Consider the following 16,101-nt stretch of genomic DNA (forward strand, 5'->3'; position numbering starts at 1 on the left):
TCACGTCAGCTCCACCGTGAAGATCTCCTCCGGCCGCCAGACGAGGCCGAGCAGGATGCGCAGGCCGACCAGCAGCACCATCACCGCCAGCGCGAGGCGGAGATATTCGGGCTTCACCTTGGTGGCGAACCGCGCGCCGAGCTGCGCGCCGACCACTGATCCGACCAGCAGTAGCCCGGCGAGCACGATGTCGACCGCCTTGGTCGTGGTGGCGTGCACCATCGTCGCCACCGCGGTGACGAACAGCGTCTGGAACAGCGAGGTCCCGACCACCACGCTGGTCGCCATGCCGAGCAGGTAGATCATCGCCGGCACCAGGATGAAGCCGCCGCCGATGCCGAGCAGGATGGTGAGAATGCCCGTTCCGAAGCCGAGCAGCAGCGGCGCCAGCGGCGAGATGTAGAGGCCGGAGGCGTAGAAGCGCGTGCGCAGCGGCAGCGCCGCGACCAGCGGATGATGCCGCCGCCGCCGCGGACGGGCCGCGCGACGGCCCTTGGCGACACCGATCGCGCTGATCGATTCGCGTGCCATCAGCGTGCCGATCGATCCGAGCAGCACCACATAGACGACGCCGATCACCGTATCGATCTGTCCGCTCGCCTGCAGCAGGCGAAAGATCCAGGCGCCGGCGAAACTGCCCAGGATGCCGCCCGCGACGAGCACGCCGCCCATCTTGATATCCACGCCCTTGCGATGGAAATGCGCGACCACGCCCGACACGCTCGCCCCCGTCACCTGGCTCGCCGAAGAGGCGGCGGCAACGGTCGGCGGGATGCCGTAGATGATGAGCAGCGGCGTCGTCAGGAAGCCGCCGCCGATCCCGAACATGCCAGATAGCAGCCCCACGCCGCCACCGAGCAGGATGATGACGAAGGCGTTGACCGACAGGTTGGCGATGGGAAGGTACAGGTCCACCCGCGCGTTATACGCCGCTCGGCGAAGGGGACCAGAGCGGAGCCGCCGATCCCCGCCCGATGCTCAAAAGTCGGTGCCGAGCGACAGCGCCGGGCCCGAACCGGGTCGCGAAGCCCCGGCGATGCGCTGGCGCCAGTCGGCGGACAGGCGGAGGCGGCGCCCGCCCACGGGCAGGACCAGCCCGAGCGACGGCCCCACGTCGAGCCGCGCCGCACCCCGCTGCGCCCCGCCCCATATCCCCGCCCCGATATCGATGCGCACGCCCGCCAGCGTGGCGAGCGGATGCGCCGCCCGCAGCGCGCCGTCGGCAAAGCCCTCGCCGCCGTCGCGCGCGATCACGCCCGCCTGGCCATAGCCCTCCAGCACCACGCCGCGCGTCACCTCGGCCGGACCGAAGCCGCCGATCGCCGCCAGCGTCGGCCCGCCGCGCCCGCCGTCCAGGCCGATCCTGTGTTCGGCAAGGACGTGGACCGGCAACCGGGTCGGTTGCCAGTCGATCCCCGCCGCCGCCTCCCGACCACGACCGGAGAGCGGCGCCGACAGGCGGGCAGCCAGCGCCAGCCGTCGGTTGGCGGTGAGGCCATAGGTGACGCGCACACCCGCCTGCGATCCGCCGAGCTGGCTGCCCGGCAGGCCGATCGCCGACCCGTTGCGCGCGATCAGCCAGGCGCTGCCTGCCCACCGTCCCGAACGTGGTGCCGGCGATGGACCGGGGGCGGCAACGGCAGGCGCCGGCGCCATGATGACGCCGGGCAGCAGCGGCGGCGTGCCCGCCGATCGTACCTGCGGTTCATCCCGGGCTGTCGGCTTGGCCCGATTCGCCTCGACGGCTGCCGGTGGCGATCGCCTCTGCCGTGCCGCCGCTGCCACGGGGGGCGACGCGGGATTGCGAACCTTCGCCACCAGTCCGGGGGACGGCGCAGCGGCGGCGGGCGTGATGCCGATCGCGGCGGCGAGCGCCCGGACCGGCGCGATGCCGGCGTCGCTTTCGCCCTCGGCAGCACCGTACAGGTCGACACCGCGCGCCGCCGTCCAGCCGCTCAGCACGATGACGAGGAACCACAACGGCCGCCCTCCCCTCATACCGGCGCGATGCCCTCGATCGCGGGGAAATCGTGGCGCGTCTTGTCCCACACCAGCGGCTTGCCGCGCAGCACCCGCAGGTAGCGGCCGATCGCGCGCGGCGCGGCGATCAGCGAGACGATATTGCCGACGAAGAACCGCGGCACCGACCAGCAGGCCTGCCGCCAGCCATAGGCGCGGCCGGTACAGACCACCCGCATCAGCAGCCGCCAGCCGAGCAGCAGCGAGGTGGCGAGCAACAGCCAGTCGGCCAGCCGGTCGTCGGGATGCTCGCTCAGGCCCCACCAATGCAGCAGGATCGTCACCGGCCACAGCAGCACGGCGCAATAGGCGACCGCCAGCACCAGCACCGACAGCGGCGCGCGGCGGTCGCGGAGGCGCATCCAATGGTCCGCCACCGCCCCCGCCCGTGCCCAGCCGGTGCGATCCCAGCCGGCGAGCGCGATCCCGGTCATCCACCGCGCTTTCTGGCGGGTCGCGGCGGGGATCGTATCGGGAAAATAGGCGCGCACCGCGACCAGGCTGCCGTCACGTTCATCGCGCACCCGCGCGAACCGGCTGCGCCCGCCCCGTCCGGCGACGTGCAGGCCCAGTTCGTAATCCTCGGTCAGGCTGGTGGCATCGAACGGCGCGCCATCCCGCTCCGCCGCAATGGCGGCAAGCATCGGCATGGCGATCGCACAACCGTGCCGGCAAGTGGCAGGGCGGCGCCTAACATCGCGCGCACCGGCTGCTGGATGCTGTGCGCATAGGCGAATTCGTCGGCATAATGGCCGGACACGAGGGATCCCGGCCGGATCAGCGGCAGCACCGGCAATTGCACCACCGCATGACCATCGATCAGCGCGTCGAAGACGGTCAGTTCGGCGGGATGGACGACATCCTCGGCATCGTGCAGCACGACCGCGCGCGTCGCCCGACCGGCCGCCGCATCGTCGGCGACCAGCGCTCCCCACAAGCTATTGAGGCAATCCGCCTTCGTCGTCGGCCCGTCGCGGCTCCCCACGATCATCCGGATGCGCGGATCGGTCGCGGCGACGGCGCGAACCGCGGCGATCGTGCCGGGATCGTTGGGGTAGACGCCGACATAGAGCCGGTAGTCGGGATGTTCGATCCGCGCGACCGCGGCGGACAGCATGCCGCCGATCACCGCTTCTTCATCCCAGGCGGCGACGAAGACGGCGAAGCGGCCCGGCGTCTCGGGCGCAGCCAGCGCCTCCACGGTCAACCGCTGCCGCCCGCGCCGGGACAGGCGATGACCCATGAAGCAGAGGTCGACCACGCCATCGTCGAGCCCGCCGATCAGCAGGCCTGCCGCCGCAAACAGCATCGTCTCGCGCGCGGCAACATCGACGATGCCCGTCACCTGTTCCAGCATGTGCCCCCCGGCCTCTCGAACCCCGGCTATCATGTCCGAAATGGATTAAAGAAGTCAAAGGGCTTCTGGGGGAGATCAAAGCGGCCTCTGGCGATCCGATCGATTACATCCAGAACGGTCGCTAAACGATGGTCAGCCGGTTTTCCCAAGCCGATCGATATTCAATCCTCCCCCGCCAGGGGGAGGTGGCAGGCGCAGCCTGACGGAGGGGGAGGTAAGCGACGACCACCGTCGGTATTCCTCCCCCTCCGCCGCCTTCGGCGCCCCCCCCTTGGCGGGCAGGGCTATCGCATATGGACTGTCTGATCCGGGGGCGTTCTTTAATCCTCCGTCATCAACTCAGAAGATGGCTGCGTCTCTGAGCCTGGCGTTGGCGATGACGATGAGTTTTCGCATGACGGCGACGGTGGCGACGATGGGTTTTTTGCCGTTGGCGAGGAGGCGGCGATAGAAGGCGTTGAGGTCGGGGTGGCGGCGTGCGGCGGTGAGGGCGGCCATGAACATGGTGTGTTTGACGCCGGGTCTGCCGCTGCGGGTGGCGCGATAGGCGTCGGACGCGCCGCTTTGTCGTGGGTGTGGAGCAAGGCCTGCCAGGGCGGCGGCCTGTCGGCGGCCGAGGGTGCCGAGCTCGGGCATGAGCGCGATGAGGCGGGCGGCGGTGACGGGGCCGATGCCGGTGATGCCGCCGAGGACGTCGACGGCCTGACGCAGCGGCTGGCAGGCGGCGATCAGCGCTTGGCATATCGGCCTCGATGCCGGCGATCTCGGCGTCGAGGGCCGCGAGGATGCGGTGCAGGCGTGGGGCAAGGTCGCCCATGCCGGGTGCCTGGATGCGGTTCTTGCAGGCGACGCGCTGTTCGACGAGGTCCTGACGGGCCGACACCAAGCGGTGGAGCCGGTCGCGCTGGCGGTCGCGCGGTCGCCAGCGGGCGAGGCGGTCGTGCCGCTCGCGGCCGTAGTGCGCCAGCGCCCGGGCATCGATGGCGTCGGTCTTGCCGAGCGTGCCGAAGGAGCGGATGAAGGCCTTGACCTTGCGGGCATCGGCGCGATGCGCGGCGCGGCCGGCACCGGTCAGCGCATCGAGCAGGAGCGCCTCGTACCCGCCTGTCGCCTCGCAGATCACCAGCGCGCCGGGATCGAGCGCGGCGGCGAAGTCGGCCAGGGCGGTGCCGGTGTTGCGAACCCGCGTGATGCGCTCTGTCCGGCTGTCGAAGACGACGATCTCGGCCTTGCCGACATCGCAGCCGATGAAGCAGGTGGGAACGGTAGCGGACGTGTCCATGGCAGGCTATCCTTCCAGCAGCTTGTGATTGTCTGCGGGCGTGGATCAGCGGCCCTGGCAACTCACCAAGCGTCAAGGGAAGCGGACGGCTGACCCCGATGACGACGGGCCTTCTGGCCCTATGCCGGAACGGTCACGCTGTCCGCGCCCGGGTCGGGTGGTCACCCGACCCGGGCATCCCGCTCATCGCGGAACGTCCCCTCCCTACACCCTTTCCAACAGACAATGCCGGACTTGGTCCGGCATCCATCGTGCCGCACACCAATACGCTCTTGATTTTGCGGCACGGTGGACCCCGGAACACGTCCGGGGTGACGAAGGATACCTGGATGGCATGCCCCTTCACCTGCAGCCGGCAGCTATCATCGCCATATGCGATAGCTGCCCTGGCGGGGGAGGATGAAGAGGGTCCTTCATCTCCAATGTCGATCAGCCCTAGCCTCTGGATTCGACCGGTCATCACGATTACGCTCGGCCTGCGGCGGGGAGACGGCGAATGCGTGCGGCGATGCGATGGGCAGTGCTGGCTCTGGCGCTGGCCCCGGTAGCGGCCTTCGGCGACGACAGCCCGCAGGTCGTGCTCGCCCAACCCGGCATCAGCGGCGCCGCGGGCGCGGTGGAGCGCTATACGATCCGCTTCAACCAGCCGATGGTACCGCTCGGCGATCCGCGCGCGCCGGCTCCCTTCACCACCGGCTGCGCCGGCAGCGGCCGCTGGGTCGACCAGCAGACCTGGGTGTTCGACTTCGCCGCCGCGCTGACCGGCGACGCCAAGTGCCGGTTCGACGCTGCCAAGGGGCTGAAGAGCGTCGCCGGCTACGCGCTGAACGGGCGGGCGAGCTTCGCGGTCGATGCCGGCGGCCCGCGCGCGGTGGCGGTGTTGCCGGCGAACGATGGCGACGGGATCGAGGAGGACCAGATATTCCTGGTTGCCGCCGGGATCGCCCCCACCCGCGCCTCCGTCGCGGCCAACGCCTATTGCGCGATCGACGGCGTGGGCGAGAAGATCCCGGTCGACCTGCTCGCCGCCGATCTGCCGGCCAGGCTGATCGGAGGGATGGGAACGCGGAACTGGGCGGTGCGCAGCTTCCTCGACAGCGCCGGACTGCCCGAGGCGATCCCCGCCAAGCCGGCCGAGGCGCAGGCGCTCTACGCCGGCATCACCGCGCTCAAATGCCGTCGGGCGCTGCCGCCGGGACGCGACATGGCGCTGGTGTGGGGCAAGGGGGTCGCATCCGCCGCCGGACGGCTGGCGGGGGCCGACCAGCGCTTCGACTATACCGTCCGCAAGCCCTTCACCGCGCGGTTCGAATGCAGCCGCACCAATCCGCGCGCCGGATGCAGTCCGGTGGAGGCGGCGCACGTCCGCTTCACCGCCCCGGTGCCGATGAGCCAGGCCGCCGCGATCCGCCTCGCCTTTGCGGACGGCAAGGCGATCGCGCCGACCTTTACCGATGACGAAAAGTCACAGGCGACCGTCTCCGACGTGACTTTCAAGGCGCCGCTGCCCTTCGATACGACCGCAAAGCTGACGCTGCCCACGGGCATCAAGGACGAAAGCGGCCGCGCCCTCGCCAATGCCGAACGCTTCCCGCTCGACGTCCGGTTCGATGCCGCGCCGCCGCTGGTCAAGTTCGCCGCCACCTTCGGCATCCTCGAATCGACGCAGGGCGGCGTGCTGCCCGTCACCGTCCGCAACGTCGAGCCGGCGTTGCAGGGCCGCAACCTCGCGATCGGCGGCCGCACGCTGAAGGTCGGCGATTCGGATGCCGCCGTCGCCGAATGGCTGCGCACCGTCGATGCCGCGGACGACGAGAATGTCGAGGAGGTGAAGCGCGGCGATGACGTGGTGCGGCGGATCAATCACACCGGCGACCGCTCGATCCTCGGCAACCAGGGCGCGGGGCTGAAGCTCGGCCTGCCCGGCAAGGGCCACGCCTTCGAGGTGGTCGGCATTCCGCTGGGGAAGCCCGGCTTCTACGTCGTCGAACTCGCCAGCCCGGCGCTGGGCCGCGCGCTGCTCGGCCGCAACGCCCCCCGCTACGTGGCCAGTGCGGCACTCGTCACCAACATGGCGGTGCATTTCAAATGGGGACGCGAACGCAGCCTCGTCTGGGTGACGGCGCTCGACAGCGGCCGGCCGGTGGCGAACGCCGCCGTGCAGATCAGCGACAGCTGCACCGGCCGCGCCCTCGCCCGCGGCGTCACCGATCGCAGCGGCGGCCTGATGGTGCCGGCCGGCCTGCCCGCGCCCGAAACCTACGGCAGCTGCGAGAGCACGGGCAGCGCGCACCCGCTGATGGTATCAGCCCGCGCCGGGGACGATTTCAGCTTCGCGCTGACCAGCTGGGGCGAAGGCATCCGGCCCTATGATTTCGAACTGCCCTATGGCTATGCCGCGCCGGCCGAGACGTTCCACACCGTCTTCGACCGCGCGCTGGTGCGCCAGGGCGAGACGATCCACATGAAGCATATCGTCCGCCGTCAGAGCGGCACCGGCTTCACCATACCGGCGGGCTTCACCGGCACCCTGCGCCTCGCCCACCGCGGCTCCGACACGCAGTTCGACCTGCCGCTGACCATCGACGCGCGCGGCATCGGCGAGACGAGCTGGACCGCGCCGCAGGGCGCCCCCATGGGCGATTACGACCTGCGCATCGTGCGCGGGGACGACGTCACCTTCACCGACCAGTCGTTCAAGGTCGACGAATACAAGCTGCCGACGATGCGCGCGACCGTCACCGGGCCGAAGGCCGCCGCGGTACGCCCGCGATCGCTGCCGCTCGACCTGTACGTCGGCTATCTGTCCGGCGGCGGTGCCGCGGGCATGCCGGTCGATGTGCGGGTCGGCTGGTTCGCGCACACCGCCACACCGGAAGGCTATGACGGCTATACCTTCGGCGGCGCCAGGGTGGAGCCGGGCGTCAAGCCGATGAACGGCGACGGCGACGATCAGCCGACCCCGCTGCCCCCCACGCAGACGCTGCCGGTGACGCTGGGAGCAGGCGGCACCGCGCGCACCAGCGTCGACGTGCCGGCGCTCGACGGCCTTGCCGACATGCGGGTCGAGATGGATTACCAGGATGCGAACGGCCAGGTGCTCACCGCCACCCGCACCCTTCCCATCTACCCCGCGGCGGTCCAGCTGGGCGTCAGGACCGACGGCTGGCTGATGCGGCAGGACGATCTGCGCCTGCGCTTCGTCGCGCTCGGCACCGACGGCAAGCCGCGGGCGAACCAGCAGGTGTCGGTCGCGCTCTACAGCCGGCAGATCCTCACCGCGCGGCGGCGGCTGATCGGCGGCTTCTATGCCTATGACAACCAGATGCGCACGACGCAGCTCGACGCCACCTGTACGGCGACCACCGACGCGCAGGGCCTCGCCCAATGCAGCGTCGATCCCGGCGTGTCGGGCGAGGTGTATGTCGTCGCCACGACCAAGGACGCCGACGGCAACGTCGCGCGTGCGGTCCGCCCGGTGTGGCTGGCGGGCGACGATGCCTGGTGGTTCGGCGGCGACAATGGCGACCGGATGGATGTCGTCCCCGAACGCAACGCCTACCAGGCGGGCGAGACGGCGCGCTTCCAGGTCCGCATGCCGTTCCGCCAGGCCACCGCGCTGGTGACCGTGGAGCGCGAAGGCGTGCTGTCGAGCTTCGTCACCGAACTCAGCGGCACCGACCCGGTGGTCGAGGTGCCGATGCCGGGCAGCTACGCCCCCGACGTCTTCGTGTCGGTGATGGCGGTGCGCGGGCGGATCGACAGCGGCTGGACCGGCTGGCTGCGCGGCATCGGCGCGAAGCTGGGGCTGGTGAAGGCCGAGCCCGCGCCCGAGCCGACGGCGCTGGTCGACCTCGCCAAGCCCGCCTACCGACTGGGCATCGCCAAGGTGAAGGTAGGATGGGAAGGCCATAGCCTCGCCGTCGCGGTGAAGGCGGATCGCGAGCGCTTCGCCCCGCGCGGCACCGCCGCCGTCGCGCTGCAGGTCAGGCGGCCGGACGGTCGCCCCGCCGCCGGTGCCGACGTCGCCTTCGTCGCGGTGGACGAGGCGCTGCTGCAACTCGCCCCCAACGACAGCTGGGACGTGCTGGGCGCGATGATGGGCGAACGGCCGCTGTCGGTGCTCACCTCGACCGCGCAGATGCAGATCGTCGGCAAGCGCCATTACGGTCGCAAGGCGGTGGAGGCCGGCGGCGGCGGTGGCGGCGACCTCGCCGCGCTCAACCGGGAGAATTTTCAGCCGGTGCTGCTGTGGCGCGGCCATGTGCCGCTCGACGCGCAGGGGCGTGCCGCGCTGTCGGTGCCGCTGTCGGACGCGCTGTCCTCATTCAAGCTGGTCGCCATCGCCACCGACGGCGACGGGCTGTTCGGCACCGGCTCCACCGCGATCCGCACCGCGCAGGACCTGTCGATCTATGCCGGCCTGCCGCCGCTGGTGCGCAGCGGCGACTGGTATGGCGCGGGCTTCACGCTGAGGAACGGCAGCGACCGGCCGATGACGGTCACCGCGCGCGTGGAAGTGTTCCCGCGCATCGCCACCGGCAAGCCGCTGACCGTCACCATCCCCGCCGGCGGCGCCGCCCCCGTCGCCTGGAACCTCACCGCCCCGCAAGCGAGCGGCGCCCTGCGCTGGCAGGTGACGGCGACCACCGCCGACGGCAAGGCCGCCGACCGGATCACCGCGACGCAGACGGTGGTGCCGGCGGTGCCGGTCGAAACCTGGGCCGCGGCGTTGACGCGTGTCGGCGATACCACGCTGCCGATCGCACCGCCGGCAGGCGCGCTGCCCGGCCGCGGCGCGGTCGACGTGCAGCTCGCCGATACGCTCGCACCGCCGCTCACCGGGGTGCGGCGCTACATGAGCGACTATCCCTATGATTGTTTCGAACAGCAGCTGAGCCGCATCGTCGCCCTGGGCGACACCGCGCGCTGGACGGCGCTTGCCGGCGCCATCCCGACCTACCAGGCGCCCGACGGCCTGCTCCGCTACTGGCCGAGCGAGTCGCTCGACGGCTCCGAGGCGCTGACCGCCTACGTCCTGTCGATCACCTCGGAGGCCGGCCTGCCGCTGCCCGCCGCGCCGCGCGCGCGGATGATCGAGGGGCTGAAGGCGGTGCTGGACGGGCGCCTGCGCCACGAAAGCTATGGCGATCCGCGCCAGCAGCGGCTCGTCGCCTTCGTCGCGCTCGCCCGCGCCGGCGCCGCCACCCCGGCGATGCTCGGGCAGATCGGCCTGTCCGCGGCCGAGATGCCGACCGCACTATTGGCCGATTACCTCGCCGCGCTCGACCGCGTCGGTTTCGCCAATGCCGCCGCGCTGAAGGCACAGGCGGAGGGCGTGCTGCGCAGCCGGCTGGTGTACGAGGGCACGCGGCTCGACCTGTCCGATGCGGCGAACGCGCCCTGGTGGCTGATGTCCTCCGCCGACGAAGCGGCGATCAAGGCGCTGCTGGTGACGCTCGGCCGGCCGGGTTGGCAGGACGAGGCGGCGAAGATGATGGTCGGCGTCGCCTCGCGCCAGTCGCGCGGCCATTGGGATACGACGACGGCCAACGCCTGGGGCGCCGTCGCGGTGCGCAAGTTCGCCGGCCTGTACCCGGCGCAGGCGATCGTTGGCACCACGACGCTCCAGCTCGGCGGCACGAGCGTGTCGCGCGCGTGGCCGCTGGCACCCGACGCGCGGCTGGTCAGCCTGCCGCTGCCGGCCGGCCCGACGCCGCTCGTGCTGCGGCAGAGCGGCGGCAGCGGCCCCTGGGCGACGGTATCGGTCCGCGCCGCAGTGCCGCTGAAGGCAGCGCTGTTCGCCGGCTACCGGGCGACCCGCACCGTCGCCGTGGTCCAGGCGCGCAAACCCGGTCAGTTCACCCGCGGCGACGTGCTGCGCGTGACGATTACCGTCGATGCCACCGCCGAGCGCAACTGGGTGGTGGTGAACGATCCGATCCCCGCCGGCGCGACGATCGTTGGCGATCTCGCCAACCAGTCGCAGATGCTGGGGGCGGACGACGGCGGCGACGGGGTGCAGCCCTCCTATGTCGAGCGTGGCAACGACAGCTGGCGCGGCTTCTACGCCTGGGTGCCACGCGGCCGCTTCACCGTCAGCTACGCGCTGCGGCTGAATGCCGCAGGCCGCTTCAGCCTGCCGCCGACGCGCATCGAGGCGATGTATGCGCCAAGCGTGCGGGCGCAGCTGCCCAATGCACCGGTGGTGGTGGCGCAGCGGTGAGTGGCCAGCCTCCCGCACACCCCATCGTCATCCCGGCGGACGCCGGGATGACGGTTGGGAAAGGTGTGGCCTCCTCTCCCTCCGTCGGTCCCGCGCCCGCCCCGCCCGCCTCGTGGGAAGCCTGACATGGCCTTCACCCCCGCCCGCGCCATCGCCCTCGTCGCGGCGCTCGCGGTCGCCGGCGGCACGCTGGACTATGCCACGCGGCCGCCGCTGCTGCCCGACTATGCCGCGGTCCGTGCGCGCTGGCACCCATCCGAATCCTGGCTCTACGATCGCCATGGTCGGCTGATCGACAGCGCCCGCGTAGACTTCGCCGCGCGCCGGCTCGCCTGGACGCCGCTCGCCGCCGTGTCGCCCGCGGCGCGAAGCGCGATCGTCGCTGCGGAGGATCATCGCTTCTTCGACCATGGCGGCGTCGACTGGCTGGCGATCGGTGGCGCCGCGCGGGCACGAATCGACCGGCAGCGGCCACGCGGCGCCTCGACGCTGTCGATGCAGGTCGCCGCCTTCCTCGCCCCCGCGCTCGCCCGCCCCGGCGCGCGGGGCTGGCTGGACAAGCTGCGCCAGATCCGCGCCGGCCGGGCGATCGAGGCGCGATGGAGCAAGGACCAGATCCTCGAAACCTATCTCAACCTCGCCGGCTATCGCGGCGAGGCGCAGGGGATCGGCGCTGTCGCGCTCGGCCTGTTCGGCAAGACACCCGCCAGCCTGACCCGCGACGACGGCCTGCTGCTCGCCGCGCTTTTGCCCGACCCACGTGCCGATGCCCGCCAGATCGCACGCCGCGCCTGCGCGCTGTCCGGCGGGGGCGACTGCGCCCGCTTCCCCGCCGCGGCCGCCGCCATGCTCGGCCCCGCGCGCAGTCTCGCGCTCGATCCTGGCCTGGCGCCGCACCTGTCCGACCGCCTGCTCACCCGGCCCGGCCTGCGTATCGCCACCACGCTCGATGCCGGGATGCAGCGGCTCGCGATCGCCGCGCTGCGCCGCCAGCTGCTCGGCCTGGGCGGCACCCGCGCACGCGACGGCGCGGTGGTGGTGGTGGACAATGCCAGCGGCGACGTGCTCGCCTATGTCGGCGGGATCGGCGGCGCCTCCACCGCGCCGGCGGTCGACAATGCCAATGCCTATCGCCAGGCGGGATCGACGCTGAAGCCCTTCCTCTACGCCCAGGCGATCGAGCGGCGGTATCTCACCCCCGCCTCGATCCTCGACGATTCGCCGGTGCAGCTCGACACCGCCTCCGGCCTCTATGTGCCGCAGAATTATGATCGCGGGTTCAAGGGGCCGGTATCGGCGCGCACCGCGCTGGCGGGATCGCTCAACGTGCCGGCGGTGCGCACGCTGCTGCTCGTCGGTGTCGAGCCGTTTCGCGACCGGTTGTGGGACATCGGCTATCGCGGGCTCACGGAGGATGGCGATTATTACGGCTTCTCGCTGGCGCTTGGATCGGCCGAGGTGACGTTGCTGGAACAGGCCGCCGCCTATCGCGCGCTGGCGGACGGCGGACGCTGGAGTCCGCTGCGGCTGACGCTGGCGCAGCCGCGTGCCGCACCTCGCGCGATCGTCGCCCCGGCGGCGGCCTGGATCGTCGGCGACATGATCGCCGATCCCAACGCGCGCGCCGCCACCTTCGGCCTCGATTCGGCGCTGCGCCTGCCGTTCTGGGCGGCGGTGAAGACGGGGACATCCAAGGCGATGCGCGACAATTGGTGCATCGGCTATAGCGACCGCTTCACCGTCGGCGTCTGGATCGGCAATGCGGAGGGCGATCCGATGCGCGCGGTGTCCGGCACCAGCGGCGCGGCGCCGGTGTGGCGCGACGTAATGATGGCGCTGCACGCGCACACCGGCAGCCGCGAGCCGGCACCGCCCGCCGGCGTGGAGGCACGCCGCATCGCCTTTGCCTACGGCATCGAGGAGCCGCGCCGCGACTGGTTCCTCCATGGCACCGCGCAGACGGTGATCGCCGCCGCGCCGCCCGCCGCGCGCCGCCCGCGCTTCACCAACCCGGTGGCCGGCAGCGTCTATGCGCTCGACCCCGACATCCCGATCGACCGCCAGCGGCTCAGCATCGGCGTCAGCGGCGCGGGGGCGGCGCACCGCGTGGTGCTCGACACGCGCGACCTCGGCCCCGCCGACCACCCGCCGCTGATCCTGCCCGGCCCCGGCGCGCACCGGCTGCGGCTGATCGACCTCGCCGGCCGCGTGGTGGACCAGGTGATCTTCACCGTGCGCTGAATCGCGCCCCGGCACGGTACCGGACATTTAAACTTGCGGCCGTATAGAACCAATGCGGCGGCGGCGCGTTGCGCCACCTGATCCCTTCCCCTTTCGGGATCAGTGCCGGTCCAAGCACGGCACGGCCGCGCCGATGCGTAGCAGGCGGCGCGGCCAACAGGGGGCATTCCCCGCCGTCAGGTACGGACCATCTGCCCGGATCAGGGCGTGTCGCGACCGCCGCCGGTGTTGCTGCCGCCACCTGGACCGCCGGCACCCGCTGCGCCCACCGTGCCGATGTTGCCGAACAGATCCTCGAAGAAGCCGCGCTTGCGGCCCAGCGTCGGCGTCGTCTTGCCATAGGGGCTGACGCTCGCGATCTGGTCCAGCCCGGTCCGCGTCACCGACTTCACCGTGCCGTTGGGATCGAAGCTGATCTTCAGCGCGATCTGGTCCTTGGCCTTGGGCTTCTGGAAATTGAGGTTGCGGCTGTCGCGCGCGACATAATACCAGTCATAGGGCGCGAACTGGCTGGCGATGGTCGGGTGGCCGAGCGTGCTCGATACCGACTGGCGGTTGTCGACGCCGGGCTGCACCGAGTTCACTAGGTCGGTGTCGATGATATAACCCTGGTGCGAGCGCAGCGGCGCGCACGCCCCCGCGGCAAGGGTCAGCCCGAGACCCGCAAGAACGGCGGTGCGGGCAAAGGATACGCTCATCACTATCTCCAGCGGCGAAGGCGCGCATGGCCGATTGCATCGCCCGCCGATCGCCTCGATATGCGAAGGGCAGGCCGGCATCAAGCGCCGGGGTCGAATGGGGACGTGCAAGTGGGCTGGTGGGGACGGTTGTTCGGCGAGACGCGTGAAGAGGCCTTGCCGCTCTACAATGCGGTGGTGACGCGCGGCCGGGAGGAGCATTGGTACCTCGCCGGCGCGGTGCCGGATACCGTCGACGGCCGCTTCGACATGATCGCCGCGGTGCTGGCGATGGTGCTGCTGCGGCTCGAAACGCAGCCGGAGGCGGCGCGTCTGTCCGCACACCTAACCGAGCGGTTCGTCGACGATATGGACGGGCAGCTGCGCCAGATGGGCATCGGCGACATCACCGTCGGCAAGCATATCGGCAAGATGATGAGCATGCTGGGTGGTCGGCTCGGCGCCTATCGCGACGGCCTGGCGGCGGGCGACTTGCGCCCGGCGCTGGTCCGCAATCTCTATCGCGGCGCAGGACCGGCACCCGAAGCGCTCGATCATGTCGCCGGCGCGCTCACCGCCTTTCACGCCGCGCTGGGCGCCGTGCCGCTCGACCGCCTGACTGCAGGAGACCTGCCGTGACCCCGGAATTCAGCCGCCCCGAACGCCTCGATGCCATCGGCGAACGCGAGCGCGAGGTACGGATCGCCGCCGATCCAGCCGAGCGCACGGCGTTGGCCACCCGGTTCGGCGTCCTGTCCGTCGACCGGCTGGAGGCAGTGCTCGGCGTCCGGCGCGAGGCTGCGGGAATTGCTGTGCGCGGCCGCGTGACTGGTGCGGTGGTGCAGGCCTGCTCCGTCACGGGCGTGCCGCTGCCCGCCGACATCGACGAGCCCGTCGCGCTGCTGTTCGTCGAGACGCTGGATGGTCAGGACGAGGTGGAGCTCGATGCCGGCGCGCTTGACACGGTGGAGATCGAAGGCGGCGTGATCGACCTCGGCGAGGCAGCGGCCGAGACGATGGCACTGGCGCTCGATCCGTTTCCGCGCAGTTCCGACGCCGAGGCGACGCTGCGCGAGGCTGGCGTCGTCAGCGATGACGAGCACCGGCCGCTCGGCGCCTTGCAGAACCTCAAGTCGCTGCTGGAGGGGCGTTAGCCGCGGCGTCCGGGTCGCCGTCCACCCGTCGCCCCTCGCGCTCCTCGGTGAGGATCTGCCAGCCGGCGATGAACAATGCGGCGACCAGCGGACCGACGACGATGCCGCTCAATCCGGCGACCTCGATCCCGCCCAGCGTCGTCACCAGCACCAGCCAGTCGGGAATACCGGTGTCGCGCCCGACCAGGATCGGCCGGAGGATATTGTCGGCAAGGCCGATCACCGCGACGCCGGAGACGATGACGACCACGCCCTGCCACACCGCGCCGGTGGCGAGCAGATAGATGGCCACCGGCACCCAGACGATCGCCGGGCCCACGGCGGGCAGCAACGCGACCAATGCCATCAGCAGGCCCCACAGCAGGGCCGCCGGCACGCCGACGATCCAGAAGGTGATCGCCCCCAGCGCGCCCTGCACCAGCGCGACCACCACCGAACCCTTGATCGTCGCGCGGACGACCGACACGAACTTGCCGAGCAGGCGGTCGGCGACGCTGCGCTCCAGCGGCAGCGCGTCGCGCACCGCCGGCGCCAGCCGCTCGCCGTCGCGCAACAGGAAGAAGGTGACATAGAGCCCGACGCCGAACGCCAGCAGAAAGGCGGCGGCATTGCGCCCGATCGACAGCGCCTGCGCCGCGATCGACTGGAAGCTGCTGCGCAGCCCCTGCGCGATGCGTGCCTGCGCAAGGTCGAAACTGCCGAGGCCGGCACGATCGAGCGGGTGCCGGACCCAATCGGGCAGCGCATCGTGGACCTGATCGAAATAGCGGGCGAAATCGATCTGGCCGCTCTGCACCTTGGCATAGACGCCCGCGGACTGATCGACGACCATGCCGGTGATGGCGAGCGCCGGCAGGATCACGGCGACGAGGATGATGAGCAACGTCGCCGCCGCGGCGAGATTGCGCCGCCCAGGCCATCGGGCGAGCAGCCAGCGGAACAGCGACTGGAACAGGATCGCCGCCAGCACGCTCCACAGCAGCGCGCCGATGAAGGACGACACGACCAGCAGCAGCGCGACCGAGATCAGCACCAGAAACAGGATCAGCCCGCCCGATTCGAGCCGCCGCTGGTCGATCACGTCTTTCCCCCTTGGCCCACTTGGCCAGGCACTTAACCCGTCACGGCCGTTTCGGGTCCAAGCG

Annotated in this window: 11 protein-coding genes and 1 pseudogene; 4 read left to right on the top strand and 8 right to left on the bottom strand. The window is 71.1% G+C overall.

Annotated features, from left to right (window positions below; translation table 11 throughout):
• From AC4GY7_RS12335 to AC4GY7_RS12360, 6 genes and pseudogenes are all read right to left on the bottom strand, one after another.
• Window positions 1-915 (bottom strand): sulfite exporter TauE/SafE family protein, encoded by a 915-nt coding sequence (locus AC4GY7_RS12335; RefSeq protein WP_491114463.1) that lies wholly within the window; start codon window positions 913-915, stop codon window positions 1-3.
• Between the two features lie 63 nt (window positions 916-978).
• Complete coding sequence (locus tag AC4GY7_RS12340; protein ID WP_491114466.1) at window positions 979-1,980, bottom strand: hypothetical protein; 1,002 nt, start codon at window positions 1,978-1,980, stop codon at window positions 979-981.
• A gap of 14 nt (window positions 1,981-1,994) precedes the next feature.
• Window positions 1,995-2,663 carry a glycosyltransferase family 2 protein gene (locus AC4GY7_RS12345; protein ID WP_491114469.1) on the bottom strand — a complete coding sequence of 223 codons (669 nt, stop codon included), beginning with the start codon at window positions 2,661-2,663 and terminating at the stop codon, window positions 1,995-1,997.
• Complete coding sequence (locus AC4GY7_RS12350) at window positions 2,606-3,376, bottom strand: glycosyltransferase (protein ID WP_491114471.1); 771 nt, start codon at window positions 3,374-3,376, stop codon at window positions 2,606-2,608. Before AC4GY7_RS12350 ends, AC4GY7_RS12345 begins: the two co-directional genes overlap by 58 nt.
• Window positions 3,377-3,715: 339 nt before the next feature.
• A complete protein-coding gene (locus tag AC4GY7_RS12355; protein ID WP_491114473.1) occupies window positions 3,716-4,183 on the bottom strand; it encodes a transposase in 468 nt (155 codons plus the stop codon).
• Window positions 4,184-4,259: 76 nt separating this feature from the next.
• Window positions 4,260-4,658, bottom strand: a pseudogene (locus AC4GY7_RS12360) (IS110 family transposase); the annotation flags it as partial.
• 496 nt (window positions 4,659-5,154) lie between these two features.
• Between AC4GY7_RS12360 and AC4GY7_RS12365 the strand changes: the two are divergent.
• Window positions 5,155-10,884, top strand: a complete 5,730-nt coding sequence (locus tag AC4GY7_RS12365) for an alpha-2-macroglobulin family protein (protein WP_491114476.1) — start codon at window positions 5,155-5,157, stop codon at window positions 10,882-10,884.
• 126 nt (window positions 10,885-11,010) lie between these two features.
• Window positions 11,011-13,125, top strand: coding sequence for a penicillin-binding protein 1C (gene pbpC, locus AC4GY7_RS12370; RefSeq protein ID WP_491114479.1), 2,115 nt, complete (start codon window positions 11,011-11,013; stop codon window positions 13,123-13,125).
• A gap of 200 nt (window positions 13,126-13,325) precedes the next feature.
• On the opposite strand, the gene AC4GY7_RS12375 is transcribed toward pbpC, so the two are convergent.
• Window positions 13,326-13,823 (bottom strand): outer membrane protein assembly factor BamE, encoded by a 498-nt coding sequence (locus AC4GY7_RS12375; protein WP_443583508.1) that lies wholly within the window; start codon window positions 13,821-13,823, stop codon window positions 13,326-13,328.
• 105 nt (window positions 13,824-13,928) lie between these two features.
• Between AC4GY7_RS12375 and AC4GY7_RS12380 the strand changes: the two genes are divergently transcribed.
• A complete protein-coding gene (locus AC4GY7_RS12380; RefSeq protein ID WP_491114483.1) occupies window positions 13,929-14,441 on the top strand; it encodes a ubiquinol-cytochrome C chaperone family protein in 513 nt (170 codons plus the stop codon).
• Window positions 14,438-14,956 (top strand): DUF177 domain-containing protein, encoded by a 519-nt coding sequence (locus AC4GY7_RS12385; RefSeq protein WP_491114486.1) that lies wholly within the window; start codon window positions 14,438-14,440, stop codon window positions 14,954-14,956. The genes AC4GY7_RS12380 and AC4GY7_RS12385 overlap by 4 nt, the downstream gene beginning before the upstream one ends.
• On the opposite strand, the gene AC4GY7_RS12390 is transcribed toward AC4GY7_RS12385, so the two are convergent.
• Window positions 14,931-16,037, bottom strand: coding sequence for an AI-2E family transporter (locus tag AC4GY7_RS12390; protein WP_491114489.1), 1,107 nt, complete (start codon window positions 16,035-16,037; stop codon window positions 14,931-14,933). The two genes, AC4GY7_RS12385 and AC4GY7_RS12390, sit on opposite strands and share 26 nt — an antisense overlap.
• Window positions 16,038-16,101 lie beyond the last annotated feature (64 nt).

It is taken from the genome of Sphingomonas sp. SP5, from assembly GCF_058313455.1.

Bases quoted from the DNA above. Each gene is read 5' to 3' on its own strand.
- AC4GY7_RS12345 (WP_491114469.1), bottom strand. From the start codon at position 2,663: ATGCTTGCCGCCATTGCGGCGGAGCGGGATGGCGCGCCGTTCGATGCC.
- AC4GY7_RS12350 (WP_491114471.1), bottom strand. From the start codon at position 3,376: ATGCTGGAACAGGTGACGGGCATCGTCGATGTTGCCGCGCGCGAGACG.
- AC4GY7_RS12365 (WP_491114476.1), top strand. From the start codon at position 5,155: ATGCGTGCGGCGATGCGATGGGCAGTGCTGGCTCTGGCGCTGGCCCCG.
- pbpC (WP_491114479.1), top strand. From the start codon at position 11,011: ATGGCCTTCACCCCCGCCCGCGCCATCGCCCTCGTCGCGGCGCTCGCG.
- AC4GY7_RS12375 (WP_443583508.1), bottom strand. From the start codon at position 13,823: ATGAGCGTATCCTTTGCCCGCACCGCCGTTCTTGCGGGTCTCGGGCTG.